The sequence below is a fragment of the Afifella sp. YEN Y35 genome, assembly GCF_047553465.1.
Classification (GTDB): Bacteria; Pseudomonadota; Alphaproteobacteria; order Rhizobiales; family Afifellaceae; genus Afifella; species Afifella aestuarii.
Genome location: NZ_CP180203.1, coordinates 1,834,538 through 1,859,424, shown reverse-complemented (window position 1 = coordinate 1,859,424; position 24,887 = coordinate 1,834,538). Strand labels below are relative to the sequence as shown.

At 63.2% G+C, this 24,887-nt stretch carries 21 protein-coding genes; 9 read left to right on the top strand and 12 right to left on the bottom strand.

Translation table 11 applies throughout. The features are described 5' to 3' along the window. Positions 1–83: 83 nt before the first annotated feature. From ACK8CP_RS08795 to ACK8CP_RS08785, 3 genes are all read left to right on the top strand, one after another. Positions 84–905 (top strand): hypothetical protein, encoded by an 822-nt coding sequence (locus tag ACK8CP_RS08795; protein ID WP_414834027.1) that lies wholly within the window; start codon positions 84–86, stop codon positions 903–905. 35 nt (positions 906–940) lie between these two features. Next, complete coding sequence (locus ACK8CP_RS08790) at positions 941–1,084, top strand: hypothetical protein (RefSeq protein WP_414834026.1); 144 nt, start codon at positions 941–943, stop codon at positions 1,082–1,084. 449 nt (positions 1,085–1,533) lie between these two features. Further along, positions 1,534–1,992, top strand: coding sequence for a hypothetical protein (locus ACK8CP_RS08785; RefSeq protein WP_414834025.1), 459 nt, complete (start codon positions 1,534–1,536; stop codon positions 1,990–1,992). On the opposite strand, the gene ACK8CP_RS08780 is transcribed toward ACK8CP_RS08785, so the two are convergent. Next, positions 1,989–3,014 carry a DUF1963 domain-containing protein gene (locus ACK8CP_RS08780; RefSeq protein ID WP_414834024.1) on the bottom strand — a complete coding sequence of 342 codons (1,026 nt, stop codon included), beginning with the start codon at positions 3,012–3,014 and terminating at the stop codon, positions 1,989–1,991. The two genes, ACK8CP_RS08785 and ACK8CP_RS08780, sit on opposite strands and share 4 nt — an antisense overlap. Positions 3,015–3,371: 357 nt before the next feature. Next, complete coding sequence (locus tag ACK8CP_RS08775) at positions 3,372–4,271, bottom strand: LysR family transcriptional regulator (protein ID WP_414834023.1); 900 nt, start codon at positions 4,269–4,271, stop codon at positions 3,372–3,374. Between the two features lie 115 nt (positions 4,272–4,386). Between ACK8CP_RS08775 and ACK8CP_RS08770 the strand changes: the two genes are divergently transcribed. From ACK8CP_RS08770 to ACK8CP_RS08745, 6 genes are all read left to right on the top strand, one after another. After that, the gene (locus ACK8CP_RS08770; protein WP_414834022.1) at positions 4,387–5,061 is read left to right on the top strand and encodes a cysteine hydrolase family protein; all 675 of its coding nucleotides are present in this window, start codon (positions 4,387–4,389) and stop codon (positions 5,059–5,061) included. Next, on the top strand, positions 5,058–5,381 hold the full coding sequence (locus ACK8CP_RS08765) for a GYD domain-containing protein (RefSeq protein ID WP_414834021.1): 324 nt from the start codon (positions 5,058–5,060) through the stop codon (positions 5,379–5,381). Before ACK8CP_RS08770 ends, ACK8CP_RS08765 begins: the two co-directional genes overlap by 4 nt. Positions 5,382–5,397: 16 nt before the next feature. Further along, on the top strand, positions 5,398–6,207 hold the full coding sequence (locus ACK8CP_RS08760; protein ID WP_414834020.1) for a transporter substrate-binding domain-containing protein: 810 nt from the start codon (positions 5,398–5,400) through the stop codon (positions 6,205–6,207). Between the two features lie 21 nt (positions 6,208–6,228). Then, positions 6,229–6,900 (top strand): amino acid ABC transporter permease, encoded by a 672-nt coding sequence (locus ACK8CP_RS08755; protein WP_414834019.1) that lies wholly within the window; start codon positions 6,229–6,231, stop codon positions 6,898–6,900. Positions 6,901–6,943: 43 nt separating this feature from the next. Then, positions 6,944–8,002 carry an agmatinase gene (speB, locus tag ACK8CP_RS08750; RefSeq protein WP_414834018.1) on the top strand — a complete coding sequence of 353 codons (1,059 nt, stop codon included), beginning with the start codon at positions 6,944–6,946 and terminating at the stop codon, positions 8,000–8,002. Between the two features lie 937 nt (positions 8,003–8,939). Then, positions 8,940–9,842: a polysaccharide biosynthesis/export family protein gene (locus ACK8CP_RS08745; protein WP_414834017.1), complete on the top strand. Its 903-nt coding sequence runs from the start codon at positions 8,940–8,942 to the stop codon at positions 9,840–9,842. A 9-nt stretch (positions 9,843–9,851) separates the two neighbouring features. On the opposite strand, the gene tagF is transcribed toward ACK8CP_RS08745, so the two are convergent. The 10 genes from tagF to tssC form a co-directional block, all read right to left on the bottom strand. Next, on the bottom strand, positions 9,852–11,333 hold the full coding sequence (gene tagF / locus ACK8CP_RS08740; protein ID WP_414834016.1) for a type VI secretion system-associated protein TagF: 1,482 nt from the start codon (positions 11,331–11,333) through the stop codon (positions 9,852–9,854). 70 nt (positions 11,334–11,403) lie between these two features. Then, a complete protein-coding gene (gene tssM, locus ACK8CP_RS08735; RefSeq protein ID WP_414834015.1) occupies positions 11,404–14,925 on the bottom strand; it encodes a type VI secretion system membrane subunit TssM in 3,522 nt (1,173 codons plus the stop codon). Next, the gene (gene tssL / locus ACK8CP_RS08730; protein WP_414834223.1) at positions 14,922–16,418 is read right to left on the bottom strand and encodes a type VI secretion system protein TssL, long form; all 1,497 of its coding nucleotides are present in this window, start codon (positions 16,416–16,418) and stop codon (positions 14,922–14,924) included. Before tssL ends, tssM begins: the two co-directional genes overlap by 4 nt. Before the next feature lie 68 nt (positions 16,419–16,486). Continuing rightward, positions 16,487–17,827, bottom strand: a complete 1,341-nt coding sequence (gene tssK, locus ACK8CP_RS08725) for a type VI secretion system baseplate subunit TssK (RefSeq protein WP_128293154.1) — start codon at positions 17,825–17,827, stop codon at positions 16,487–16,489. Continuing rightward, positions 17,824–19,329 carry an FHA domain-containing protein gene (locus tag ACK8CP_RS08720; protein ID WP_414834014.1) on the bottom strand — a complete coding sequence of 502 codons (1,506 nt, stop codon included), beginning with the start codon at positions 19,327–19,329 and terminating at the stop codon, positions 17,824–17,826. The genes tssK and ACK8CP_RS08720 overlap by 4 nt, the downstream gene beginning before the upstream one ends. Further along, complete coding sequence (gene tssG, locus ACK8CP_RS08715; protein WP_414834013.1) at positions 19,319–20,353, bottom strand: type VI secretion system baseplate subunit TssG; 1,035 nt, start codon at positions 20,351–20,353, stop codon at positions 19,319–19,321. Before tssG ends, ACK8CP_RS08720 begins: the two co-directional genes overlap by 11 nt. Then, on the bottom strand, positions 20,350–22,125 hold the full coding sequence (gene tssF / locus ACK8CP_RS08710) for a type VI secretion system baseplate subunit TssF (RefSeq protein ID WP_414834012.1): 1,776 nt from the start codon (positions 22,123–22,125) through the stop codon (positions 20,350–20,352). The genes tssG and tssF overlap by 4 nt, the downstream gene beginning before the upstream one ends. After that, positions 22,118–22,627, bottom strand: a complete 510-nt coding sequence (gene tssE / locus ACK8CP_RS08705) for a type VI secretion system baseplate subunit TssE (RefSeq protein WP_414834011.1) — start codon at positions 22,625–22,627, stop codon at positions 22,118–22,120. Before tssE ends, tssF begins: the two co-directional genes overlap by 8 nt. Continuing rightward, positions 22,620–23,450: a type VI secretion system accessory protein TagJ gene (locus tag ACK8CP_RS08700; protein WP_414834010.1), complete on the bottom strand. Its 831-nt coding sequence runs from the start codon at positions 23,448–23,450 to the stop codon at positions 22,620–22,622. Before ACK8CP_RS08700 ends, tssE begins: the two co-directional genes overlap by 8 nt. Beyond that, entirely contained in the window at positions 23,447–24,847 is a 1,401-nt protein-coding gene (tssC, locus tag ACK8CP_RS08695; RefSeq protein WP_414834009.1) for a type VI secretion system contractile sheath large subunit, read from the bottom strand. The genes ACK8CP_RS08700 and tssC overlap by 4 nt, the downstream gene beginning before the upstream one ends. Positions 24,848–24,887: the final 40 nt, after the last annotated feature.

Below are 24,887 nucleotides of genomic sequence, written 5' to 3'. Positions count from 1 at the left end.
TCGGTCCGGCCGGTGGTCGCGCGCTCGGAGATGTCGCGTTCAGCCGAGTCCCTCAGGAGGGCATAGATGAAGGGGAGAGTTGCATGAATGCGAAGACCTCCGTGATTCCAGTATTCATGTTGATCGCAGGGGTGGGCATTGCGAATGCTGCGCCAAAGCAGGATCTTGTCGATTTCTTTGTTGAGCAGGGCTGCGCGATCGGACCTTTAACGAGGGCCGTCGCCCGAAGTGCTGGCTTTTCCGACACGGATATCGACGCTCTGGTCGCGGAAGCCGATGATAATGCCGAAACCATCCGGACCGGAGATTGGGTCGTTCTTCCGACAAGCCTTTGCCGCATTTCGCCGCCCGATGTCAGAAGCGAAATCCGCCTCGATGATCCTGAGGTGCAGGCCGTGACGACATTAATCGACGCCTATGCTGAATTCGACGAGATCGGCTGTTTTATCGACGGACCGGCGATCATGGAGCGCGTGCAAGAAACGCGAGGCTGGAGCCGTGAGAAAGCCAATACCGAGTATCTGCGGTTCCTTGCGGAGAACCTTCGCAGCCACGACATTACCTTTTATAGCGATGATATGCTCAAAACGCCTCCCGGATTCCAGGTCCTGACGGGCGATTGCGCCGATGTGCCGAATATCGAAGACATTCGGCGATCGCAGGTGCTGCGTGACCGGGAGTTCGACACGCTTGTGCGCACCGATTCCCGCGAAGTCGTATGCCTTCGCGACGACGCCCCCAGTTACCGCTTCATGGAGCTTGCGCACAAACTTACGGGTGGCGAGATCACCAATGCCTGGATGTCCTTCGAGGTGAAGCTGATGGCCCTCGGCGGCGGCTGGTTCGTGGGAACCAGCGCCACACAAAAAGGCACGCCCCGGCCTCCGCTTTGCCGGTTCGAGTAAGCCATACCAAGAGAGGGGAACAAGGACCGACGCCGTTGGCTTTTTCAGCTCTAAGTCTGCTGATAAACGGCGACGACTTCATCGAGGCGGCGCTGTTCAAGATCGCTTCGGCGGATCAGGAAGTCGACCGTTCCATTGGTGAAACGCGCCTGCATTGTCGTCGGCGACACCTTATTTGAAGAATATGAATTCATTACGTCATTATAATCGGTATTATTATGATATATGTAAAATATATAATATCAATTATTTTTACTATAACCGTATGTTATATGATGATACATGATCCGATGTATGGGTGGATGGTTCTCGCTTTTGGGTTGTTGTTATCGGTGATTTTTTGAAATTTTGTGTCAATAAACAAAGAGAAATCGGATGATGATGGGGTCGTGAGTGATTATATTTACGACCTATCACGGCCGGATCGCGGCGACATCCAGCATAAGGGTGATGGAGACCGAACGGCGATCCTGGCAAACCACGTAGATCTGAGGCGAAATGAAGTGTTTCTGGGAGATTGATGTTGCAGATGGCGGGTGGATCAATGTATAAAATAATTATAGAGTTATAATTTTATTCTTATGGAGTTATGTTTTTATATGTATGCAGCGCGCCGGAAATGATATAAATGTATATTATAAGGGGAATTACGAGAATATTATTATATATTGTATTTTTTATTTTGTTTGATTGGATTTATAGGGAGGGGGCTGAGGGTGATTTCCCTAATTATCTGGTTGTGGTCGGAGTGTTCGTGGGGCTGTTGGTAATTATAATTTTAGGTTTTGGGGTTGCGTGTGCTTTAGGCAGGCGCGAGGGCAAGAACTGGCAGTCGAGCGTGGCTCGCCTTGGAGAAGACGGAGCGGCGCGACGTTCGCGTCTGGCCGGCGAGTGGGTCGTTGCCATCTCTATGTTTGGCGCACTGCCGTTTGCTTACGTCCTCGGTAGCGCATTTCCGGACAGCATTATGGGTCCGTTTCTCGTCACGATGGCCTCCTATCTGCTGATGATGCTCTTCGTATTTGTTCCCTTTGTCCGTGCCATGAAACGCAAGCGAAATCGGCTAGGGGCTAACGAGACGCTCTAAGTCTGCTGATAAACGGCGACGACTTCATCGAAGCGGCGCTGTTCAAGATCGCTTCGTCGGATCAGGAAATAGACCGTTCCCTCGGTGAACCGCGCCTGCATCCAGTCGGAGATGTCGAGCTGCAGCAGGAGTGTCCAGGTCTCGGCTTCCGCCTTGATGCGGGGAAAATTCTCGCGCCAGAGCTCGTGCGGCAGGTGCTGGACCCCGAACTTGGAGACCACGACCGCATCGAGGCGAGGGTCGTCCTGTTCGGGTTCGGAGCTGCCGAGCAATTGCTGACGCCGCCAATGCTCTTCCGTGTACATGTCGTGGTATTCCACCAAGGCCGCTTCATAATCCTCCCGGAAGCGTTCGCTCTCGTCCCCCGAGGCGTCCCACCGCAATTCGGGAAGCCTTTCGGCGTCGAGTGACGCTGGATGCGGGAGGCGCCAGGTTGCGGCCAACTTCATCTCGCGTTGCGGCGCGCCGTAGACCGTGCCTTCCTCATCGTCGTGCCTTATGTCCGCAAGCGCTTCCAGCTCCGCTTGTGCCGCCTCGGCGAGATCGGAAAGCATGCGGGCCTGAGAGAGGCCTGCAGCGGGCGAGGTGTCCCAGATGACGCGGGCCGCTCGCGTGCCGGTGTCCCAAGGACCCGTCATATGATCGTAGAAGAAGAGAAGCCGACCTTCTGATGGAAGGATCTCCGCCACCTCGCCAAGCGTGCTCGCTTCCTGGAGGTCGACTTGTGCGATGAAGGCGTAGGGCAGGTCGCGCTCCATATGGGCGCGCAGCTCGCGGCCCATCTCGGCATTTGCGCGCCCGGCTATCTCCCGCGGATCGCTCGGTATCGGCGGTCGGGGCCAGACGAACTCGTCTGACACGTCGGGCACGCCGCCGATATGGGTGTCGCCGAGGCGCCTTGTCTCGGGCGCTGCAGGCTTGAAGATGATGGCAGGCACCAACGCCTCCACCACCTGCTCCAGCCGGGGCGGGTCGAACCAGTTCGCAAGTGCCGCCGTCGCTTCGGCCAGTCCGTCGAACAAAGCTTGCCTCCTCATGGTGGCCGGTATCAGCCGCCGTTTCTTGCCGTTATCTCGCGCCGCTTTCGGTTGGCAAAGGCCGCGCCTCTTTCACGTCGCACACTCGCTCTCAGCATGGTGAGATTGAAAGATGGGTTAGCCGATAAATTGGGCCAAGCGGTCCATTTGTCAGTCGTTGCAAACATCGCCAGCCTTCGAACCCCGAAGACCGCAACCACGGCCGTGTGCGCGCCCTAACAGGTCATTTCACTTATGCGCACGAAAGAGCGAACCTCCGCCTTGGATGCCGAATAGGGCGCGAAGCCGGGGATGGGCGCCTCCAGCGCGAACGGCTGTCTGGAACTGCCGGGCGAGAAGAGCCTAGCTCCTGGCCAGCCTGACGTAGTCGAGGATACGCTCGATGAGGTTCTGGACGAGTGGCTCCTCCGCCCGGTCCGTGTCGCAGAGGATGTAATAGGCGCGGGCCGCGTTGATGGAGGTGAGGAACGGCTGGATCAGCCGGCCCTCCGCCAGGTAGTTGCGGGTGAGCACGTCGGAGACGAGCGCGATGCCGCGGCCCTGGACGGCTGAGGCGATCGCCTGCGCCACCGTGCTGACGCGCACCTTGCCGCTTCCCTGCAGGCTGACCCGCGCCGCCACCGCCCATTTCGCCCATTCCTCGCCCTCGTCCTCGTGCAGGAGGGTGATGCCGTTGAGCTTGCGGTCTCGGTGCTGCAGGTCGAGGCGGGGAAATAGGATCGGCGCGCAGACCGTCCGAAGCCGCACCTCGCTAAGGAGCCGCCAGCTCAGGCCGGGGAAGGGCGGGTTGTCGTAGACGATGGCGAGATCGACCACGTCCCAGTCCACATCGGCGGCCGTGACCGCCTCGGCGATCGTCAGGTTCGGGATGTTGCGGCTCTCGGCGAACTCCACCACCGCCGAGCTCAGCCAGGCGACGCCGAGCGCGGTCGGCAGCGATACCGAGAGGGCGGCCGGCCGCGCGCTGGCGTCGAGGTTGCCTGCCCGTCGCATCGCCGTCTCGATCTGGCCGAGCGACAGGGCGACAGCCTCGGCGAAATCGGCGCCCGCCTGCGTCAGGACGAGGCCGCGGCCGACCTTGTCGAAGAGCTCGATGCCCGTCGCCTCGCCGAGCTTCTTGATCTGCAGCGAAACCGCACTCGGGCTGAGGTTCAATTCCTCGGCGGCACCGCGGATGCTGTTCAGCCTGGCAACGGCGCGGAAGGCGGGCAGGTAGTGGAGGAAGCTCAGCGAGCGGGCCATGCGTCACCGGCGGTTCGATCGTTGAGTTATATAGAACGGTTTGCGTCGAGATTTGTCGCTTTTCTTCTTCGCCGTTTTGCGCTGCCTTGAGGCCGACGAAAGGGGGCGACGCCGCATGATCCGGGCAAGGCCATTCGATTTTCCCTATGACGGAAACCTCGATCCGGGCGCGACAGCCCTGATCGTCATCGATCTGCAGCATGATTTCCTCTCGCCGCACGGTTACTTCGCCAGGCAGGGTTACGATCCCGCGCCCCTGCGCGCCATCCTGCCGGCCGTCGGTCAGCTCATCGCCGCCTGTCGCGCCGCCGGCATTCGGGTCGTGCACACCCGACAGGGTTATCGCGCCGACCTCGCCGACATGACCGCCTATGAGAAGTGGCGCCGCAGCCTTTCCGGCCTCGAAGGCACCGACGTCCTGCTGCGTTCCAGCCCGGGCTTTGAGATCGTGCCGGAGATCGACGTCCGGGCCGATGACATCGTCGTCGACAAGACCTGCAACGGCGCCTTCACCTACACCGATCTGGAGCATGTGCTGCGGGCGCAGGGGATCACGCATCTCATGTTCTCCGGCTGCACCACGGATGTCTGCGTGCACTCCACCCTGCGCGAGGCTTGCGACCGCAATTTCCAGTGCCTGACGATCGCCGATGCCTGCGCCAGCGGCGACCGCTACGCCCACGAGGCGGCGCTCCACATGGTGACGGTGGAGAACGGCGTCTTCGGAGCGATCACGGAAACGGCGGCCGTCCTGGAAGGCCTAGCGGGGCTTGGGGAGGGCAACCGATGAGCGCCAGCCCGGCCGAGACTGCCTTCCCGCAGCGCTACGTCTCGCTGATGCGCCTGACCGAGAAGGGTCTTGCCGAGCTCTCCGACAGCGTCCGGCGCAGGAAGGTGAGCGAAGAGCGGGTCGCCGCACTCGGCGGCAGGTCCATCGCCTTCTACGCGGTGATGGGGCCCTACGATTTCGTCCAGGTGTTCGAGATGCCGAGCAACGCGGCCATGATGCAGTACGTGCTCACGGCCCGCCGCGACGGCCATGTCGACCCTCTGATCCTTCCCGCCTTCGACACCGAGAGCTGGGGCGGCATCGTCGAACACATCAAGTAGAAGAAGGGGAACGAGCATGATGAAAGCGTTTTGGGCCGCGGCGGCGCTCGCCGTTCTGGCAAGCCAGGCCGCACAGGCGGGCGAGCCGAGCTTCGTCTCCGATGGCAAGGTCGCCGTCTGCACCTCGGCGAACTTCCCGCCGCTGACCTTCAAGAAGGATGTCGGCGACACGGTGCCGGTTGGCATCGACATAGAGGTCGCCGACGCGCTTGCCGGCACCTGGAACGCCACGACCACCTACACCACCACCGAATTCGCCGGGCTCCTGCCGACGCTCGGCTCCGGACGCTGCGGCCTCATCGTCAGCGGCATCTATATCAACGACGAGCGCCGCCAGACCTATGACGGCGCGCGCTACATGAAGTCGGCTACGGTCATCGTGAAGAAGGCCGGGAACGACGCGGTGGGAGGGCCGGAGACGCTGAGCGGCAAGTCGGTGGCGCTGGAATCCGGCACCTACTACCAGGAAGAGCGCGTCGACCCGCTCAACAAGGAGTTTGCGGCCGCCGGCAAGCCCGAGATCACCGTCGACACCTATCCGACACAGCAGGCCGCCTATCAGCAGGTGCTCGTCGGCCGGGCCGACGCCACGCTGACGGAGGAGGCGGAGGGCGCCTACCGCGTCGCCGCGGCGCCAGATCAGCTCGCGATTTCTTACACCTGGCAGTCAGAATTCACCTACGGCATCTACATGCGCCGTAACCCGGACGATCTTGCTGCCGTGCGCGCCGGACTGAAGAAGCTCCGCGAAGACGGCTTCTTCGACGCGCTGGCAAAAAAGTATGGTCTCGATCCGTCGGTGTTCGACGTCGACTACGATTCGTGACGGCAGGGGCGAAACGGCGATATGTCCTTCGACGTCGGACTGTTTGCATCGGCGCTGCTTTCGCCCGCGATGCTGCGGGGCGCTGCGGTCGCCCTCATCCTGTCGCTCATGGTCTTCGCCGTTTCGTTCTTCCTCTGTCTGCCGGTGGCGCTCGCGCTGAATTCCAAGCGAAAAGCGCAGAAACTTCCCGCCCAGCTCTACGTGTGGGTCTTCCGGGCCGCGCCCGTGATCCTCATTCTGCTGGTCGTCTGGAACGGTGCGCCGCAGGTCGTCCCGGCGCTCCTGAAGGCGAACTGGTTCATCCCCTTCGTCGCGGCGGCCGTCTCCTTCGTGCTGGTCAGCGTCGCCTACATGGCGGAGATCATGAAGGCCGCGCTTCTCGCCATCGGGCCGGGGCAGGGGGAAGCAGCGAAGGCGCTCGGCCTCGGCCGCCTGCAGGCGTTTCGGCTGGTGATCATGCCTCAGGCGTTGCGGGTTGCGCTGCCACCGCTCGTCAACGAATTCATCAACCTCCTGAAGGCGACGTCGCTCGCCTACGTGATTTCGCTGCGGGAGATCATGGCGGTGGTCAACGATGCCATCGCCGCTTCCTTCCGCTTCGTCGAATGGTATTGCGCCGCGCTCGTCTACTATCTCGTCATCGTCTCCGTCTTCATGCTCTTCCAGTCCTGGCTGGCGAAGCGATTGAAATAGGCCGGGCGACACATCGAGGCGACACATCGAAAGGAATCTGGCCGTGCAACACGAAGAACGCCTGCGCCGCCTGCGCGAGAAATACGATGCCGGCCACGGCGGATCGGTCCACGATCCGAAATTCCGCGCCGTCGCCGACCGGATTTTTCAGGCGAGCGGCACCCGGGCCGCGCCCTATAGCGGCATCCCGACCCTGCTCGACGCGCCGTTCCGCGAGGTCGACTGGTCCGATCCGGACATCGGCGATCTCGACGTCGCCCTCGTGGGCGTGCCGATGGATCTCGGGGTCACCAACCGCCCGGGCTCTCGCTTCGGGCCACGGGCCGTTCGCAGCATCGAGCGTGTCGGCCCGTACAACCACGTGCTCGAGACCGCTCCCACCTTCGAGATGAAGGTCGCCGATATCGGCGACGTACCGTTTCGCAGCCGCTACCGCCTGGAGATGAGCCACGAGGACATCGAGGCGGCTTTCGAAAGGATCGTCGCCGCCGGCGTCGTTCCGCTCGCCGTCGGAGGCGACCATTCGGTCACCCATCCGATCCTCAAGGCGGTGGGGCGGAAGGCGCCGGTCGGGCTCGTCCATATTGACGCGCATTGCGATACCGGCGGCGCCTACGACCTGACGAAATTTCACCACGGCGGCCCGTTCCGCAACGCGGTTCTCGACGGTGTGCTCGATCCGGCCCGCACCATCCAGATCGGCATCCGCGGCCCCGCCGAATATCTCTGGGAATTCTCCTACGATTCCGGGATGACGGTGATTCACGCCGAGGAGGTTTCGGCGATCGGAATCGCGGCGATCGTCGAAAGAGCTCGCCAGGTCGTCGGCGACGGGCCGACCTATCTGAGCTTCGACGTCGACAGCCTCGATCCGAGCATCGCACCGGGTACCGGCACGCCGGAAATCGGCGGCCTGACGAGCCGCGAGGCGCTGGAGATCCTGCGCGGTCTCAAGGGCCTCGATTTCGTCGGCGGCGACGTGGTGGAGGTCGCGCCGCAATACGATCCCTCGACCAACACCGCCCATGTCGGCGCCCAGATGCTCTTCGAGATCCTGAGCCTCGTCCGTTTCGCCCCCGGAAGGCGCGGCTCGGCGGGCTGACCGGAGTGCCGATCGTTGCCGTCGCTATGTTTGGCGCACTGCCGTTTGCTTAGGTTCTCGGGAGCGCGTTTCCGAACAGCATTACGGAGCCGTTTCCCTTCACGACGACATCCTATCTCCTGATGATGCTCGTCGTAGCTGTTCCCTTTGTCCGTGCCATGGACCGCAAGCGAAATCGGCGGGGCTGACGAGACACGCTAAGTCTGCTGATCAACGTCCACGACTTCATCGAAGCGGCGCTGTTGAAGATCGCGTCGGCGGATCAGGAAATAGACCGTTCCCTCGGTGAACCGCGCCTGCATCCAGCCGTCGCTTCGGCCAGTCCGTCGAACAAAGCTTGGCTCCGCATGGTTGATGGCATTGGCGGCCGTTTGTGGCCGCCATGACGCGCGGCTTTTGGCCGGCGAATGCTGTGCCTCTTTTAGAGCGCTCCCTCGATCTCACCGTGTTGATCGTGCAACATGCATCGACTGTCATAGTCGCGATAGATTATCTCAATTCAGCGAAATATATTAAGTCACTCATTATTCTGAGGAATTTGAGTGTGTGTTTATGTTTCTATTGCATATTGGGTAATTTCCTAGATGCAAGAATAGCATTGTCTTCATAGAAGCGCCTCGCTATGCCTCCATTAGATTTGCTGGGGGGCGATTGAATGTACCGAGGTGCAGCCACTTTGGTGGTTTTGCTGTCGTTGGCGGGATGCGCGTCTTCGTATTTGCCGTCGGGCGGACCGAAGACCGGAGCAATTCGAAACACGACGCTTTCGCCGTCCGGTCAGCCTGTTCCTGTCGTCGATCTTTCCGTCGCCGCGTACTATATGGAGCCTCTGCACTCTGGACTGGATGAGAGGGCAGGCCTCCGGGCTGCCCCTCGGGGTGACCTCTCGCGCCTCGGCCGGGTCGGTTACAATGCGACGCGACTGCGTCCGGGGGACGTGATCGAGGTCACCATTTTCGACACCGGTGAAGAGGGGTTGTTTGCGTCGACGTCGAGCCGGTCGTTGGCACTTGGTCGGTTCACGGTCGATTCCTCCGGCTTCGTAACTCTGCCCTTCGTCGGACGGCAACGAGTGGTCGAGTCCACGCCCGCCGCTCTGCAGAACCAGATCGTCAATGGTCTGCGCGGCTCGGCGGTCAATCCTCAGGCCGTGGTCAACGTCATCGAAAAGCCGGGAGCGGTTGTCACGGTCGATGGCGCGGTGCGTTCGCCCGGACGCTTCCCCATTTCGGGAGGCGTATCGGTTCTGGACGCGATCGCTCTGGCCGGTGGAGCGCAATCCAAGCCACAGGAAACCACGGTCACGGTCGAGCGAGGGGGACACCGCGCGTCGGCCACGTTGGAGCGAGTGCTCGCCTCGCCCTCTCAGAACATCCCGCTTGCCCCGGGAGATCGCATTTTCCTCGGTGAGGACGAGGCGGCAGGGAAGACCTCTTATACGACCTACGGCGCGTTCAAGAGCGCGGGCGAATTTCCCTTCGAGCCCGGAACGTTGACGCTCGACAAGGCGATCGGTCGGGCAGGTGGATTGCGTGACGATCAGGCCGATCCGCTGAACGTCTATCTCTTCCGGACACAGAAGGTTCCTGCCGTCACGGCAGCCGTAAGTGCCGGGAAGAGCCCGGGAGCACCAGCGCCGACAGTGCTGCGGCCGATCATTGTCAGGGTGAACATGAAGGACCCGGCGAGTTTCATCCAGATGCAGAGTTTCCAGATGCTCGACGGAGACATCCTCTATGCCACCAACGCGAAGTCGGTCGACTGGGCGAAGTATCTGAATTTCCTCAAATCGTCGCCGCCGCCGTTGCCTGCTGCGCCTGCGCCGAGTGCGTCTTCTTAGGGCAAGCGCCTACGCCGGTTCGGCGTCGATCACGATCGCCGTCACATTGTCGGAGACCTGGGCAAGGAGCGCGTCCTGTACGAGGAGATCGACGGCGCGAGGTCTTTCCTCACGAAGCAGGATCTCGGCGATCGCCCGCTCCGGCAGGGCACGCACCAGAGGAGCGGAACATAGGAGAAAGCGGTCATGCGGCTGCAGGCCGTCACTGAACGTATCCAAAAGAACCGAGGTTTCGGGGCCTCCGATGGATCTCGCGAGGCGCCGCCGGATGCCGACCTCGACGTGATCCCGCGTCAAGCCACGCATCATGCCGTCCCTTAATAGGTAGCAGCGGACATCGCCCGCCCACAAAACAGAGAAGCGCCCCGCAAACTGGGCGAGCAAAGCCACGCTGGCGCCGCCGGACGTGCGCTCAGAAGCTGCGGCGCTTCCGTTCATGTCCCGCGCTTGCCCTGCCCGGAGCAGCGTGTGCACCCGTCCGAGCTTGCCTTTGATATCTGCGACGAGCTGGTCCAAGGTCTCGTGCGGCGGGATGTCGTTGATTGCCCGAGCGACTGTCTGTGCGGCCCGCAGCGCTGCACCGTCTTTGCCGATGCCGTCCACGACGGCCATGATCGATGGATGGTCGCGCTGTATGGCAACATCCGCGTGAAGAGACGAGCGCAGCCCTGGATGCTCGCCGAGAGTTGCTGCCAACCGCAGCGGCGGACCGACTGCCTCGATCGGGTTATGTTGGCTGCGGGTCTTTTCAGAGTCGGCCATCCGTCGATGCTCGAAAGCTTCGGCAGATTCGTCTGCGGCGGAAAGGGGGTCGCGGCCGACGGATGTGTGCAAGCTCCTCGGCAGGTGGGAATGCTCGTGCAGGGCCGATCTGTTTGCGGCAGGCGTCGAAGAAAGCATGGTGAGGAACGCCGCCGGTGTCGGGAGGCCTTCGGCGGTAAAGCCGGTCGGCCAATCGTGCGGTCCACGTTCGGTCCACCATTCTGAGATTGAGGCCGACGGGCGTGAGCTGTGACCGAAGACGGTCGGTGGGCGCAGGCGCCTTAGCTTGTCGCGGAAGACAATAAGATCGAAATCCGGCTGCAGGGCCGTTTCGGCCATGGCTTCGAGTGCGGTGAACCAGGTTCTGTCGTCTGCCACACGTTGCGGGTCCGTGGCCGCGTCGAGACGGGCCGCAGCAATGAGAGGAAAGCAGCGCCCGATACGGTCGCGGCTCGGCAGCAAGACGCCAGCCATGCCGTGCGGGCCACAAAGTCCCGCCGCCAGGGTGAAACGCCAGGGCGGCGCCGCGAGAAAGCTCTCCCGCCAGGCGTCGCCAAGCGCCTGACGGCCGGCGACCAAACCTTGCTGCAACCAAGCGCTGAATGCCTCGAGAAAGCGGGGGTCGAGATCGGCCGAAACGAAGTCTCCATGCGTCGGCACTTTGCCGAAGAATCCAGGATGAGCTGCTTCGACATGCTTTTCGGTCCGACGCCCTCTCCGGCCGATCATCCTCCGCCTCCAAAGGTCGGCCCAAGAGTGAGAGCATGCGCACTTTTTATGCGGGCGCTGCCGATGGGTACTAAAATTGCGATGGGCATTGGAATTCGCTCAGAGCCGGCAGCTGGAAAGGATTGAGGACGGACCCGAACTGGACGTCGAAGACCGCCTGGCGTGGGCCGTCATCGAAGCGCACGCGCATCAGGTCATTGCGATGAGAAACGATCGTCGCTTCATCGAAGATGCGGAATGGCGACCAATCTCCACTGTGCGTCATCGCTTGGCTGATGTCCCCGGGCTGGAAAGCGATGCGCGACTGATTGCCGGTCTCGCTTGAGGGCCAACGGATCGTCTTTCCGATTTTGGGGCCGTGATAATAGACGACGCGCTCGTTCTCGATCTCCAGCAGGACCGCGTTGGCGTTTTGCGAGAGCGAGACAGGCTCCACGTTGATCGCCACAGACGGCTCGTCGCTGTTGGGCGGAAAGAACGCGCGGCGGATCTCGTGAGCGCGCTCAAATTGGGCGATCGCCTGCGCTTCCAGACCATCGGCGCCGAAGGTGCCGCGCCACGTCCAGGGGCTCGCGGTGGTATCGACGAAGGGCGCAAGCCGCTCCTCGAAGAACGTTGCAAAAAGCCCCTGCGGCCCGAACAGTCGGGTGAAGTCGGCAAGGGAGACATCATCCGGCGAATCGCGGGTAAACGGATAGCGGTTGGTGACGGCGGCCGCGCACAGGTTCGCTCCGCTGCTTGCCCAGGCTTCGCGGGCGCTCGTGCGGGCCGTCTTCACCGCAAGTGCGCTGATGTCTGCGGAAAGGCCCGCCATCCACGTGGCGACCGGCTCGGGCAAGCGGCGGGCGGTCTGCAGCAAATCCTGGTTCGCCTTGGTGAGCTCGCCCTCCGCATTGAAAACCTCGGCCACTGCCGCTGTGGACGTCGAGGCGCGGGAGAGCTGCTGATAGATCGTGTCGATCAGGGGTTGGAGCGCGGCTATCTGTGACGGCTTCTCGCCCCCATCGGCAGAGGTCGCGTCACTGTTTCGTCCCTCGGCTTGTTCCGGCACTTCCAAGGCGGCGCGCAATGGTCCGTATGGGTCTGGCGCATTGGCGAGCGCAAGCGGGGACGCAGAGCTCGAGGCCGCAGCCGCGCCAGCGGATTCGGCGATTTCGGTCGCCTTGCCTTCTGTCATGACGGGCCGAAGGTCGGTCGCTTCGGCGACCGCTTGAGCCAGGGACTCGATCGGGCTCGGATCGGTCGCGAGCAACCGCGCGGTTTCGGTCTCTTCCGCCAGTGTCTGACCGGGACGCACCCTGATGTCGCCGAGAAGTTCGGACCAGCGGCGCCGAAATGTGTCGAAATAGATGTCGAGTGCCGCGTTCGACACGGCGTCGATGGTTGTCGGCTGCAACGTCGACGAAGAACCGCGCACCCAGGTTTCGCTCAACGCTTCGCTCGCTGCGTTGCCGAGGAGCGGCAGCACGGCCATACGGTAGCCGTTCCCTGTATAAAGACCGTCGATACCTGCGCGCAGACTGTCGCCCGAAGCGCGTTCGAAAGCGCGTTCGCCGATGGGACCCAAGCCATCAGCCGGCACGAAGGAAGGGAGCGCGCGCGCTATGGGCTTCGATGCGAGGATGTCAAAGGCGCGCTGAGCATAGCTGCGGTCGGCGATCTTGTCTCGCGTCTCGGCAATCAGTCGGTTGTCCAGGGTGAGCGGTGGCAATGTCCCCGCCGCCATGGCGCCTGCATGCGCGACCAGAGCCTCGCGGACGCCGGCGCGTCCCTCTTCGGGATAGAGTTCGGAAAAAAGCTGCTTCGACTGCGAGACGACGTAGTCGGGATCGAGACTGCCGAGACCGCCCAGCATCCCATAGAGCTTAAGCGCCTCGAAAAGCGCGGCAGGATCGTCGCTTTCGCGCATCGTTGTCTGAAGCTGCACCAACAGGCGCGGCAAAAGAAGGGCGTTGAGAGCTCGCTGATAAGCCGCGCGTCGACGGCTTTCGATCTTGGGCTGTTGATCGAGCCCAAAGCTGGCGGGCCATACGCCGGGATGCTCGAAACTGTCGGCGATCGCGGAAAGGCTGTTGAGAGCGGGCAGGATGCGCAGGAAGTCCGCATCGTCGACATCGCGAACGGGAATGCCTTTGACCGCGTCCTGATAGGCGTCAATCCGCTCTTCAGCCTGGGCGAGCGCTGCCGTGTTCCGAAAATAGGTAAGCGTCCAGCTCGTCAGCACGAAAGCGAGAACGAAGGCGGCTGCGCCGTAAGCTATCCGGCGCACCATCCGCTGACGCGACGACAGGCGCCGATCGCGATTGACGAGTGAGGCCTCGCCGAAAATGACGTCTTTGAACAGGCGGGTAAGAAAATAGCTGCGCCGCATGCGAGGAATCGGCTGAGCGGACAATCCCCGTTCGCCTTCCGTCATCTGAGTTCCGGATGCGAGATAGACGCCGCGCACCAATGGCGCTTCTACCAGCTTCGAACCCGAGCAGAGTTCGACCAGAATCTCGTGAACCGTATCCTTGAGAGCCGACAATTCGGCTGGGAAACGAAAGATGCGGCCGCGCACCGCGACATCCGGCTCCTGCTGAAGGCGCTCGATCAGCATTGATCCGATGCGCTCCTGCAAAAGCGAGAATTCTTCGAGAAAGCGCTCGGGGAGGTCCTTGGCTTTGTCGCTGTCCGCGAGATCGAAGGTCATGCCCCAGACCTGTTCCCGGTCGCTCCGGTTGAAGCCGTCGAAGAACTCGATGAAGCCGGTCAGAAGGTCGGCTTTCGTCAAGACCAGATAGGCCGGTATGCGAGCCTTGAGCACCTCGTCCATTTCATTGAGGCGCTTGCGGATGGCGCGCACTTCCTCCAGTCGTGCGTCGGGCGGACGATCGACGAGGTCGGCGATCGACAAGGTGATCAACACACCGTTCACTGGCTGTGAGCGGCGATATTTCCGAATGAGATTGAGGAACCCGTCCCACCCTGCCTTCGCCGCGCCGGACAGATCGTCTTGGGTCGTGTAGCGTCCGGCAGTGTCGACGAGGATCGCCTCCTCACAGAACCACCAATTGCAGCTTCGCGTCCCGGCTATGCCGCGAGTGCCTTCCCCTTCGGCCATGCCGACCGGGAAAGTCAGACCGGAATGGGTGATGGCCGTGGTCTTGCCGGAGCCCGGCGCACCGAAAAGCACGTACCAGGGCAACTCGTAGATATAGCCGAAGCGCTTGCGCGATACGCGTCGCAAGAGGGCCAGGGCCTGCCTGAGCTGGTTGCGGATGTCATCCACCTCTGCGGTCCGCTCGCCCTCGGCGAGCGCCTCGGCATCCTGCTCGATGCCTTCGACCAGCTCATTGTCGCGCCTCCGCGAGCGGAGAAAAGAGATGCCGAGATAGAGAAGCCAGGCGGCAAGGACCACTCCGATGGCGATGAGGCGGTTGCCGGCACTCGCCAAGGGTTGGAAATCGCCGAACTTGAGGAGATAGCCGTAAAACCAGATGACGAAACCGATCGCGACGACCCAGATGACCGAAAGGAATCGGCGGCCGATGAAGCCGGAATAGGCGTCGACGTAAGAGCGGATCGTGTAGAAGTAGCTCAGCGGGTTCATTGGGTCTTGTCTCCGCCTTCAAGAGCGGCCGGAGTCTGTGCTTTGTGTGGGTCGGAGGGGGTCTCCTGCGGCGCACCTTCTGGCGCTTCCTGCGCAGGCGTGCCGGAAGACGTCTGGTTGAGCCGGGCCGCCGCGTCGGTGAGGACGAGGATCTCGGTGCGCCGATTCATTTCGCGCCCCTCAGGTGTGTCGTTGCTGGCGAGCGGGTCGCTGTCGGCACGTCCTTCCGTGGTGATCGCGCCCGGCCCCGTGTAGAGAGCGAGGATGTCGCCGACAGCTTTCGCGCGTGCCTCAGACAGATCCCAATTTGAGGGGAACTGGACCGTGCGGATCGGCACGTTATCGGTGTAACCGACCACGACGGCTTTGAATCCCTCCGACGACAGCGCGCCGCCGATACGTTGGATCAGGCCGCGAAAATCCGGGTTCACGTCGGCACTGCCCGTCTCGAACAAGCCGGAATTGGCGATGCGCACCCTCAGCCGGCCGTTCGCGTCCGATAGTGTCACGAGGCCCGCGTCGACTTCGGGCTGCAGAAAGGCGAGGAGATTGTCGAGACGGCTAGGCTCTTTGGGAGCCTCCGGCTGCTCGACCACGGCCGTTCGTGTAACCGGTTCCTCCTTCGTTGGCGGCGTCTCATCCACCTCCGGAGGCACCTCGGGCTCGCTCGGATAAGCTATGGCGGCGAGGCTCGGCGCTTCGCTCGGCGGCAGATCCGCCAGCCGACGGGCCGTCACGTCGGAGTCCTGGTTCAGCCAGAGAGTGAACAGAAGATAGCTGAGCCCGAGCGCCAGAACGAGACATGCCAGGAGCGTCCAAAGTACCGTGGCGGTGCGCAACGGCTTGTGACGAGCCACCACTCCGCGCCAATGGGGCGAGAGCTCCCGCTCGAAGACACCGTACTGGCCGAGGAGCGTCCGGTAGAGGCTCTCGCGGATGCGCTCCAGCTCCAGCGTGCCCCGCGGCGAAACCCGCGTGCGTCCCTCGAACGCGAGCGACAGACAGAGATAGATAAGGAGAAGCAGATCCTTGTTGGCGCCGGGACTTTGATGGAAATGGTCGAGCAGATCGAAGACACGGTCGCCACCGGTGACGTCCATGTGAAAGGTCGAGACGAGGCCGGACCGGGCCCAGCCCATCCGCTCGCTCCACGGCTTCGACAGGATCACGTCGTCGATCGTGGCACAGACGACGTAATGGGCGGCGCGGGCCCGTTCGGGGCTGATGCGGGCGCTGGCAAGATCGCGTTCGTAGCGTCGCACGGCATCGATCACCGCCCCGCGCATCTCGTCCATGTTCGGGGCTTTGGTGCGCTGGCGCAGCTCGTGCGCGAGATTGAGAAGCGGAGCGGCCGACGCGACGAGGACTGGCACCTCTTCGCCGCCGAACCGGAAATCGCGCATGATGGCGGCCGCCGACCAGCCCGTTGCCGGGCGCGGCTCGTCCGGTGCTTCCGCTTCGTTGCCAGACGCCAGGATGTCGTCGAACGCCATGCTGTCTTGCGCGGCGGCGGGGTCCGGTTTGGCGTCACCGTTTGGATCGCCGTGAGAGGGAAGGTCGCTCATTCTCGTAGCGCCCACAGTTCCATTTCAAGGTTGGGGAAGTCGCCTGCCAGATGCAGCGCGATGGCAGCCGACGTGTCGAGCTGGCGCCAAAGCGGCGATCCAGTGTCGAGTTCGAAATAGACCCGGCCAGAGCGGTAGGGCAGCTGACGTGGCAGCACCGGCAGCGGGCGCACCGGAATGCCGGGCAGGGCCACGTTGACGAGTTCGACGATGCGCTCCACCGGGCCGACCTTGATCTGCGCGGGCAGCTTGCGACGGATCTCCTCGCCCGGCATGTCTGCGCCGACCACCAGGACAAAGCCCGCACTGGCCAGAAGCGACCGGTCGGGAATTGTGCCCACTCGGACGCCGTGCCGACGTTCGACCAGATCGATGGCGACGGCGGTCTGCTCCAGTACTGCGGAGAGCGACGTGCGCAGATCGTCGAAGACGGCCGCAAATGTCGCCTTGAGGTCGTCATGGCGATAGGGCGGAAACTCGGCGGCGCGCTTGTCCTCGGTGGTGAAGGTGGCGAGTTCGCCGGCCAGTCCGATGCAGAATTCGTAGAGTACGAGAGGATGGAGCCGGGTCGCATTCGCGGCGATGTGCGCAAGCAAGGGATCGGCGCGATTGAGAATCTGCAGGAGAAAGAAGTCGCCGACTTCGGCTGTGCCGCGGATCGTCGGATCACCGATGCGATCTGCGATCGCTTCGGCGCGGTGGCGCACGATGCCCAGAAGTTCTCGGATCAACTCAGCGAGGCGCGGTTCGGCCGCGCAGTTGAGGGACGGGGCGAGATATTCGGGATCGAGGATGACGGCCCGGTCGGAACGAACCTCGACGACACGGGCCAACCCGATGAGATCGTAACCGGCCAATTCGTCGCCGGTCTTCAGGAAACGCAGGTTCAGTCGGGAGATATCGATCGGTGCAATGAAGTCCGTATCGAGATTTGCGTCGGGCGCGTCGAAGTTCGAAGCGGCGAGCCTGACGCCGGCACGCGCATCGCCGCCGTCTACGACCGAATAGGCACGGCCGGGGCGCCGTCCGGGCAGCGCCAGATAGATGACCTGCTGCTTTGCGGTTTCTTCAAGCGCGACCGGCGGGGGCAAATCTGTATCGCCGGGTGCCTCGAACGGAGTGCCGTCGGGTAGGATGCCCCTGACGCTGGACAGGGCGAATTGGCCGACAGCGAGCGCGCCGTGATCGATCTCGATCTCGGAGATACCCCAGGGATAGGCCACGGTTTCCTGACTGGAGGTGCGTACGAGGCGCTCCGTCCAGCGGTCCGCCTGCTGGAAGTGTTGTACGCGAAGGAACATGCCCTCGCTCCACGCGACACGGTTTTCGTCCTTCATCTGCTTCGCTTCAACCTGTCTTCGACGCTACTGGCGGTATCGATGTCTTCATCGCCGGCGATGAGAGACTTTAGAAATTCCTGAACTGAGAGGTCGCGGCCGTCCTGTCGGAACTGTGCGCGGTAGGCGCGCCAGTAGTCGCGGCGTGGCCACGGCAAGACCGTGCCCGCACTGGCGTCTACACGGGCTTCGAGCGCGCGGGGCTCCAGCCTCGGTCCGAGCTCGCGCAACAATTGCTCCATCGTCTCGCGGAGGATGGTCTGGCGCTGCGTCAGGGCCGCGATCCGGGTACCGATGTCCGACTGCCCGGGAAACGGCCCGGCACCGGAATAACTGATCTCAAGGCCGAACAGACGGCAGATTTCATCGAGAGAATCTTCGCAGTCGCGCAGCATCGACAGCAGGTGAGAAGTGGTCTCTCCACGGCCGAAATCGCCGTCTGAAGATGGCGACCCGGCGGTTTGCGCCTTTTGCTCAATCTGGGCCGGTGGATCGGTGCGTTCCGCCGGGACTGATCCAGACCTTCGGGATGGTCCCAGAATATCGGCAATCGCCTGTTCGGTGGTGTCTTCCGGAGCTGCCTGCCCCTCCGCAACCAGGGGCGGGGCATCCGGCGTCCCGTCGGGATCAGGTCCGGCGGGGCCGCTTTCGCTCAACGGCGCGTGTGGGTCCGTTGCGTGATCCGGCTCGGAGGTCGAAGGCGTCGGGTGCTCCTCGGGTGTCGAACCGGCAGTTGTCTCCCCCGGCTCCGGTCTAGGTGGCGCCAGCGCATCGAAGGCGTCGTCGGGAATATCAGCAGCTGGGTCGGGCCTGCGGCGGCGCCGTCGCGCACCCATGCGGGGAACCGCGGTGCTTAGCGCGGGCCGGTGCTCGATGTTGCTGGCATAATCGCCGCCGGCGTCGGCATTCCAGTCGTTGGGCAGGAGCGGTTGCGTCGCGTCTGTTTCGGGTGGTCCGCTCCAGCCGATCTCAACCTCGCGGGAGGAGGGGACCGTAAACGTGTCCCGCCGGGCGGCCGCATTGTTGCGTTCACGGTTTGAGGGTTCGCCGTCATCCCAAGCTGCGGCGCCGCTGAGGCCACTTCCCCGCTGACGTCCCGGCGCCACGTCGGCCAGGATCGACGAAATGGTCGGCGCCTCGTCGCTGAGACGTAAGTCGGCGTCAGGGTCATCCAGATCAGGCTCGGATTCTCCGTAAAGTGCCACCTCGAAGACGAGTGCGTCGAACGCGATGACAGAACCGGACGCGAGCCGCGCTGTCTCGCCCTGGCGCAACAGATTGCTGTCGACACGGATCCCGTGGGCGCTGCGGTCCTCGAGGACGAAGGATGAGCGGTCACGGCTGATGATGCAGTGAAAATCGGACAGCGTCCCGTCCTGATCCTCGACGACCCAATCGCAGTCCGGACTGCCGCCGAGGCTGCGACGACCGCGTTCGAACGTCCATGGCCGACGCGATCCCCGAACCGGTTGCCCTGCGGTCTGTCGTAACTCAAGCCGCATGTGAGGCTCCTTTCTCCCCGGCCTCCGCCGTGTAGAAAGCCTCGTCGCTGTCTCGCGCAGCCGGGGCAACGCGTGCCCAGCTGTTCCAGCCGAGCCGCGGTTGGGCGGCGCCCGCGCCACCCAATTGGCAAAATGGGACCTGCTCTTTCTTGAGGACCACCTGGACGTCGAAGGTCAGCCCGATGCCGACGAAAAGGCGCGTCAAAGCCACGAGCTCTCTGGCTGCTGCGCTTCCAGGCGCAAACGCGCAATAATCGCGATAGTCCAGCGGCCCGAGCACGATCCGAAACCCACTGGAGCGGTCTCTCACGGCCGTGCCGGCCATCGTGTTGACGCCAAGGCGAGCGGTCGGGCCAAGAGCCGTACGGTCGTGCTCGGCAACGGTGAGCCAGCGTGGCCGGAATTGCTGGATCTTCACCGGGAGGCCGGTGAAGTCGGCGAGCATGGCTCTCAAGTTGGAAGCGTTGCGGGTGCGCTGCGCGAAGAAACCGGTGAAACGGAGGATCACGTCGGTATCGACGCCACTCGTCTCCTTGAGGCCGCGCGTTCCGAAGCCGGTCAGCGAGAATAGCGCCGTCAGGAAAGCGTTACCGGCGCCACGCCCGCCCCAGCGCAGCCGCCTGGCGAGGCGATACTTCTCCGCCGCCGCGAAAAAGAGCGCTGCCAGGCGGGCACCGAAAACGTCAAAAAAGGCAAGCAAGGCGTGCGAGCGGTTGCGCTCTTCGCGCATCACCGCCTCGTCATAGGACGGCGGCAATACGCCGAGCGGGCCGATCAGGCCCGATACAGGCGTGGCGGCAATCGCGCCGTTGCGGCCTTGGTCCAGCACGACCGGCACCGATGCCGGAGCCACGCCAAAGGGTGACGTGATGTGAACGTCCGCGTCTTCGGCAGCCAGACGAAACGCCGTTGAGGGCTCGAACAGCCCAGGCTCCTGGATCAGTCGCTGGCGCAGGCGTGAGATGTCGCCCCCTGGTTCGGTCGCCGCGGGCGCTACGCTGTTGGGTTTGCGGAGGGCGCTCATATGAGCGGCCTTTCCGCGGCGCGGGCAGGGAAGCGGGCCACCGGGCGCGATTGGCCCCTGAGGTGAACGGTGAGGCGGCTGTAGCTGTTGATTGCGGTATAAAGGCCGAAGAAACGATCGAGCACGGCGGAGAACAAATACGCCGAGGGCCTGTCGATCATTGCAGGATCGAACGTCAGATCGATTTCCGTACCCGGAACCATGCCGCCGCCGGCGATCCGGGCCGTCGCGCTCCGCACCTCGATCCCGGAGATCGAGTCGATAATCTGACGTGTTTCCGGAGTGTCGCGGAAAGCATAGAGCTTCAAGACATCCTTAAGCGCGCCGCCACCGCGATCGGCCAGAGACAGATGGTTCAGAAGAAGGTGCGAGGCGAGGCGCCAGTTGCGGCCATCGCTGTCGGTGAGGCGAAGCGAGGGTGTCGGAGGAAACAGCGCCTCCACGGCACCGACACCGTCGGTGCTATCCACCAATTCGAGGCGAGGATGTCCGCCGCCGAATGGCAAATGCTCGGGCAGGTCTCGGTTGAGGCACAGAGCTTCTACACTCGCGACCGCGTCGAGCGGGCCGGTCACTCTCCGCGCTTCGTCGACAAAGGCAATGTCGATGTCGCTGGTGTGGTCCTCTTCGTCGAAGCGGCGAGTGATTTGCCAGAAGACCGGCGGCCCGGAGGTGCGCGTGCGCCCGAAGAATGGCTGGCTTCGGTGGCTGGCGCCGCTCCGCTCGTTGATGCTCACGCTGTCGATCGACTGGATCTCGCGCGTCTTCTGGCGGCGTGAATCCGGCAAGAGACGATACTCGGTGCGGGTGCCATCGAGGGTGATCGGCTCGCAGCTCTGGCGAAACAGATTGACCACCGGGGAGGCATTGAGAACGAAGTCTCGGGCCGAGACAGACTGTTCGAGTGCGCTATCCGTCTGATCGAGATAGATGAAGATCTCGACGGCATCGCCGGCCCACGCGTCGATTCCACGAATATCAAGGAACAGGAACTTCTGCGGCAGGGCGAAGAATTCGGTGAGCAGCCGGTATCCGACAAAACTTGAGGCCGGATAGGGCAGCATTCCTTCGCCCTCGCCAAAGCCGATGGGGCTGAGGTTCGACGCCGGCAAACGTATCGGCTCTGTATCTCCCGAATGTCGGGCGAGCGCTATTCCCAGCGTGTGGTTCATCAGAAGTTCGGCGAGGGCGCTTGCTTGACGCCAAGGGGCTGCCAGGAACAGGCGGAGCCGGTCCAGGCCGAGGCCGGCAATGCCGCCCTGGCCGCTGCGAGCGCGCAGCGACAGTCGAAGACAGGAGGCGGCCCCGTGATGGGGAGCCGGCGCATCCAGCGGCTGGCCGGCGAGGCTCGCGGCAGTGAGTGTGATCGGCGCGACGGCAACATCCTGCGTGGTGCGGAAGCGGCAGCTTTCTCCGCCCATGGGTTCCGCGCGGATCTCCGAATGGCGTGGAATCAGACGCACATTCGCCAGATTGGCATCCGGCTCGAAACGCACCACGGACATGGAGGGAATCGGTGCGAGGTAGTGCGGATAGAGAGTTTCGAGCAGCCCGTCAGTCAGCTCGGGAAACTCGTCGTCGAGCTTCTGGCGCACGCGTGCTGCCGAATAGGCGAAACTCTGAACCAGTCGCTCCACATGAGGATCGTCGGCGACCTCTCCGGTCAGTCGCAGGCGCCCGGCGACTTTCGGAAACGCCGCGGCAAAGCGGGAGGCACGCTGGCGCAGTGCATCGAGTTCCTCGTTATAACGTGCGAAGAAACCGTCAGTCACCGGGCGCCTCGAGCTCGATGCGGTTGGTAGAAGGGTCGACCATCGATTCCAGGCGGATCGGCGGCATTGCCTCGTTCACTCGGAAGTGGGCTTGAATGCGCATCCGCAACGCGCGGTCGCCGTCGCCGCGGCCCTTGAGAACGGTGACCTGGACGTTGGACAGCCGCGTCTCGAAGAGTTCGATGCGCCGTTCGATGGCCCGTGCGAAACGCGCCTTGGCGGCGGGCGAGCCGAGGCTGGCCCCGACGAAGCCTTCGATGCCGAAGGAGGTGAGCGCACTGTCCAGATGCGGCTGACCGGGAGGCGGCGAAACCGGGGGCTGGCGTGTATTGAGCAATGCCTCCAGATCACGACGTATCGCCTCGCGCAGGCGGCGAACTTCATCCACCGGACGTAATGGTTGGTCTTCGATGCGATCGGGCTCGGCATCGAGCAGGCGGTCGAGCAGGGGCTGCGAGATGCTGCCGCGGCCAGGCACAAAACGGTCGAGAGGGTCAGCCATAGCTTGCCTCCGCCGCGGCGGCCTCGCCAGCCGCCTGACCGAGGCTTTCGACCTCGCGCGCGGCCATGAGCGCATCGCCTGAAAGGAAACAGCGCTGGCCGCGACCGACGGTGATCCCGCTCGGGCATTCGTCCCACACGGTCTCCCAGCCGAGTTGCAGCGCGGGCTCGTCACCTGCGCCATGGTAGATCATCGGCAAAAGGACCGGTCCGACGCTGCCGTCGGTGAGACCGAGTTCTGCCGGGCGGAAGGCGAGATCCCGCGGCCGCGTCATCGGCGCCACTGAAAGTGCCTGGATGCGCTCGAAATCGATCCACAGATAGGCACCGCCGGAGGTCAGGACCTCCAGGGCATGCGGGATACGATCGTCACAATCGCGGAAATCCTGGACAGCTGTTCCGTTGACCGTCATCGCTCGGGCGCCGCGAGCCGTCTCCAGTGCCTCCAGTGTGGCCAAAGCCGTGTCCCGATCGGCATCTCGATGGGCGACCGAGAGCTTCAACGCGAGCTGGTCGCACGGACTTGGCGCGCCCGGAAAGTCGGGAACGGCGCCGGTTTCGAAAAAAGCATCGCGCGCCGCCATGGCGCGTAACTCGGCCCTGAGCCGGGCCAGGCCCACCGCGTCTTCCGGATCGAGGGAGGTGGCCAAAGCGCATTGCTTGTCGGCGCGTTCATAGGCCCCGGCGAGAATGAGAAGGTCGATGAAGAGTCCGCGTGTCTTTCGGTCTTGCGGAGCTTCGCGGACCGCTGCACCCGCATGCTCTATCGCCTCTTCGAGAGCATTTTTGTCGAGATAGTCTGCGACTGCGTCGGCAATCGTCATGCGAAGACCCTTTCCTCGGGAGCTGCCTCCCCGCTTTGAGGTCGCGCGGTCTCGGCCTCGGTTTCGGCGACGAGGTGGAAGCTCGTGGTGACGTCGTCGAGTTGGAAATGAGGCTGCAGGCGCACGGTGCAGATGTAGCTGCCCGGTTTCCCCGGAAGGTTGCCGACCTCGATCCCGGCCGAGCGTAGCGGAAAGCGCGTGCGCAGCTCGCTGCTGGCGTCGTCATTGCCGAGCGTATAGCCGGCCAACCAGTCCGCGAGCCGTCGTTGGATCGTCGCCGCATCGGACAGGCGGCCGATCTCGTCGCGAAGGATCACTTTCAAATAATGCGAGAAGCGCGAGGCGCAGAGCACATACTGCAGCATTGCCGCCAGCCGCGCATTCTGTCGGGCGCTCTCGCTGGAATGGTGCGGCGGAGCATGCAGCGATTGGTTGGAGTTGAAGACGATATTGGATGACAGATAGGTGGTCTCGATTGGCACGATGCCGAGATCGGACAATTGCTGTGCTTGACGCACGGTGATGCGCGCCTCGACTGGCGATTGCGCGGAGAGGCCGCCGCTCTCTGTGCCGAAGTCATAAGGCGGAAGCTCGGTTGCCCCGAGCATGCCGCCGTCGATTCGGTCCTGGCTGACGCCCCGAAGATCCGCGAACCAGCCGGTCTCGATAAACGCGCGGATCACGACGACCGCAAAGGCGAAGGCGCCATTGCCCCAGAGAAGGGTCGAGGCATCGGCGGCAATTGTCTCTCGGAATGGAAAGCCGTCGTCGCGGCGTCGATCGTAGGCCCGGTGCGGCTGACGCAGGAGGACGCGCGGCGCCACCAGTCCGAGAAAGCGCGCGTCGTCGTGCGCTCTCAGCGTGTTCCAGCGGATCTCTGCGGGATCGTTCTGAGCTTGCGCCAGATTCTGAACGCGATTGAGGTCGCGGAAATGGCCGAGCCCGGTCGCCTCGGGCGACGCTCCGGCGATAACCGGGCAGAACGCCGCGGCGGCGACGCTTGCAAGGGCGGTCAGCATCCCTACGGGGTCGCCGTCTTCGCTTTTGTCCTCGGGTGAGATCATGTAGTCGGCGATCAGAAGGCCGAACGGCTCACCCCCCGGCATGCCAAACTCCCGGCTGTAGACGAGCTCGAAGAGATGGCTCTGGTCGAAATCGCCGGCCCGCTCCAGACTGCGTGCCAATTCTCGGCGGCTTGCCGAGATGACGCGCACCTTGACCTCCTCGCTGCGCGCTGCCGTGCGCACGATAAGAGCGAGGCCGCGCCAGCGTGCCTCCATCTCCATGACCTGCGGATGATGGAGAATGGCGTTCACTTGGCGTTCGAGAGCAATGTCGATGCGCGCGATCAGCCGGCTGACATCGCTGCGCCATTCCAAATTGCCGGTCGTATCCATGTCGCCCCCCGCGACTGGTTGGACCGGCGCCAAGGCTGCC

Bases quoted from the DNA above. Each gene is read 5' to 3' on its own strand.
- ACK8CP_RS08795 (WP_414834027.1), top strand. From the start codon at position 84: ATGAATGCGAAGACCTCCGTGATTCCAGTATTCATGTTGATCGCAGGG.
- ACK8CP_RS08785 (WP_414834025.1), top strand. From the start codon at position 1,534: ATGTATATTATAAGGGGAATTACGAGAATATTATTATATATTGTATTT.
- ACK8CP_RS08775 (WP_414834023.1), bottom strand. From the start codon at position 4,271: ATGGCCCGCTCGCTGAGCTTCCTCCACTACCTGCCCGCCTTCCGCGCC.
- ACK8CP_RS08770 (WP_414834022.1), top strand. From the start codon at position 4,387: ATGATCCGGGCAAGGCCATTCGATTTTCCCTATGACGGAAACCTCGAT.
- ACK8CP_RS08765 (WP_414834021.1), top strand. From the start codon at position 5,058: ATGAGCGCCAGCCCGGCCGAGACTGCCTTCCCGCAGCGCTACGTCTCG.
- ACK8CP_RS08760 (WP_414834020.1), top strand. From the start codon at position 5,398: ATGATGAAAGCGTTTTGGGCCGCGGCGGCGCTCGCCGTTCTGGCAAGC.
- ACK8CP_RS08755 (WP_414834019.1), top strand. From the start codon at position 6,229: ATGTCCTTCGACGTCGGACTGTTTGCATCGGCGCTGCTTTCGCCCGCG.
- tagF (WP_414834016.1), bottom strand. From the start codon at position 11,333: ATGATCGGCCGGAGAGGGCGTCGGACCGAAAAGCATGTCGAAGCAGCT.
- tssM (WP_414834015.1), bottom strand. From the start codon at position 14,925: ATGAACCCGCTGAGCTACTTCTACACGATCCGCTCTTACGTCGACGCC.
- tssL (WP_414834223.1), bottom strand. From the start codon at position 16,418: ATGGCGTTCGACGACATCCTGGCGTCTGGCAACGAAGCGGAAGCACCG.
- tssK (WP_128293154.1), bottom strand. From the start codon at position 17,827: ATGAAGGACGAAAACCGTGTCGCGTGGAGCGAGGGCATGTTCCTTCGC.
- ACK8CP_RS08720 (WP_414834014.1), bottom strand. From the start codon at position 19,329: ATGCGGCTTGAGTTACGACAGACCGCAGGGCAACCGGTTCGGGGATCG.
- tssG (WP_414834013.1), bottom strand. From the start codon at position 20,353: ATGAGCGCCCTCCGCAAACCCAACAGCGTAGCGCCCGCGGCGACCGAA.
- tssE (WP_414834011.1), bottom strand. From the start codon at position 22,627: ATGGCTGACCCTCTCGACCGTTTTGTGCCTGGCCGCGGCAGCATCTCG.
- ACK8CP_RS08700 (WP_414834010.1), bottom strand. From the start codon at position 23,450: ATGACGATTGCCGACGCAGTCGCAGACTATCTCGACAAAAATGCTCTC.
- tssC (WP_414834009.1), bottom strand. From the start codon at position 24,847: ATGGATACGACCGGCAATTTGGAATGGCGCAGCGATGTCAGCCGGCTG.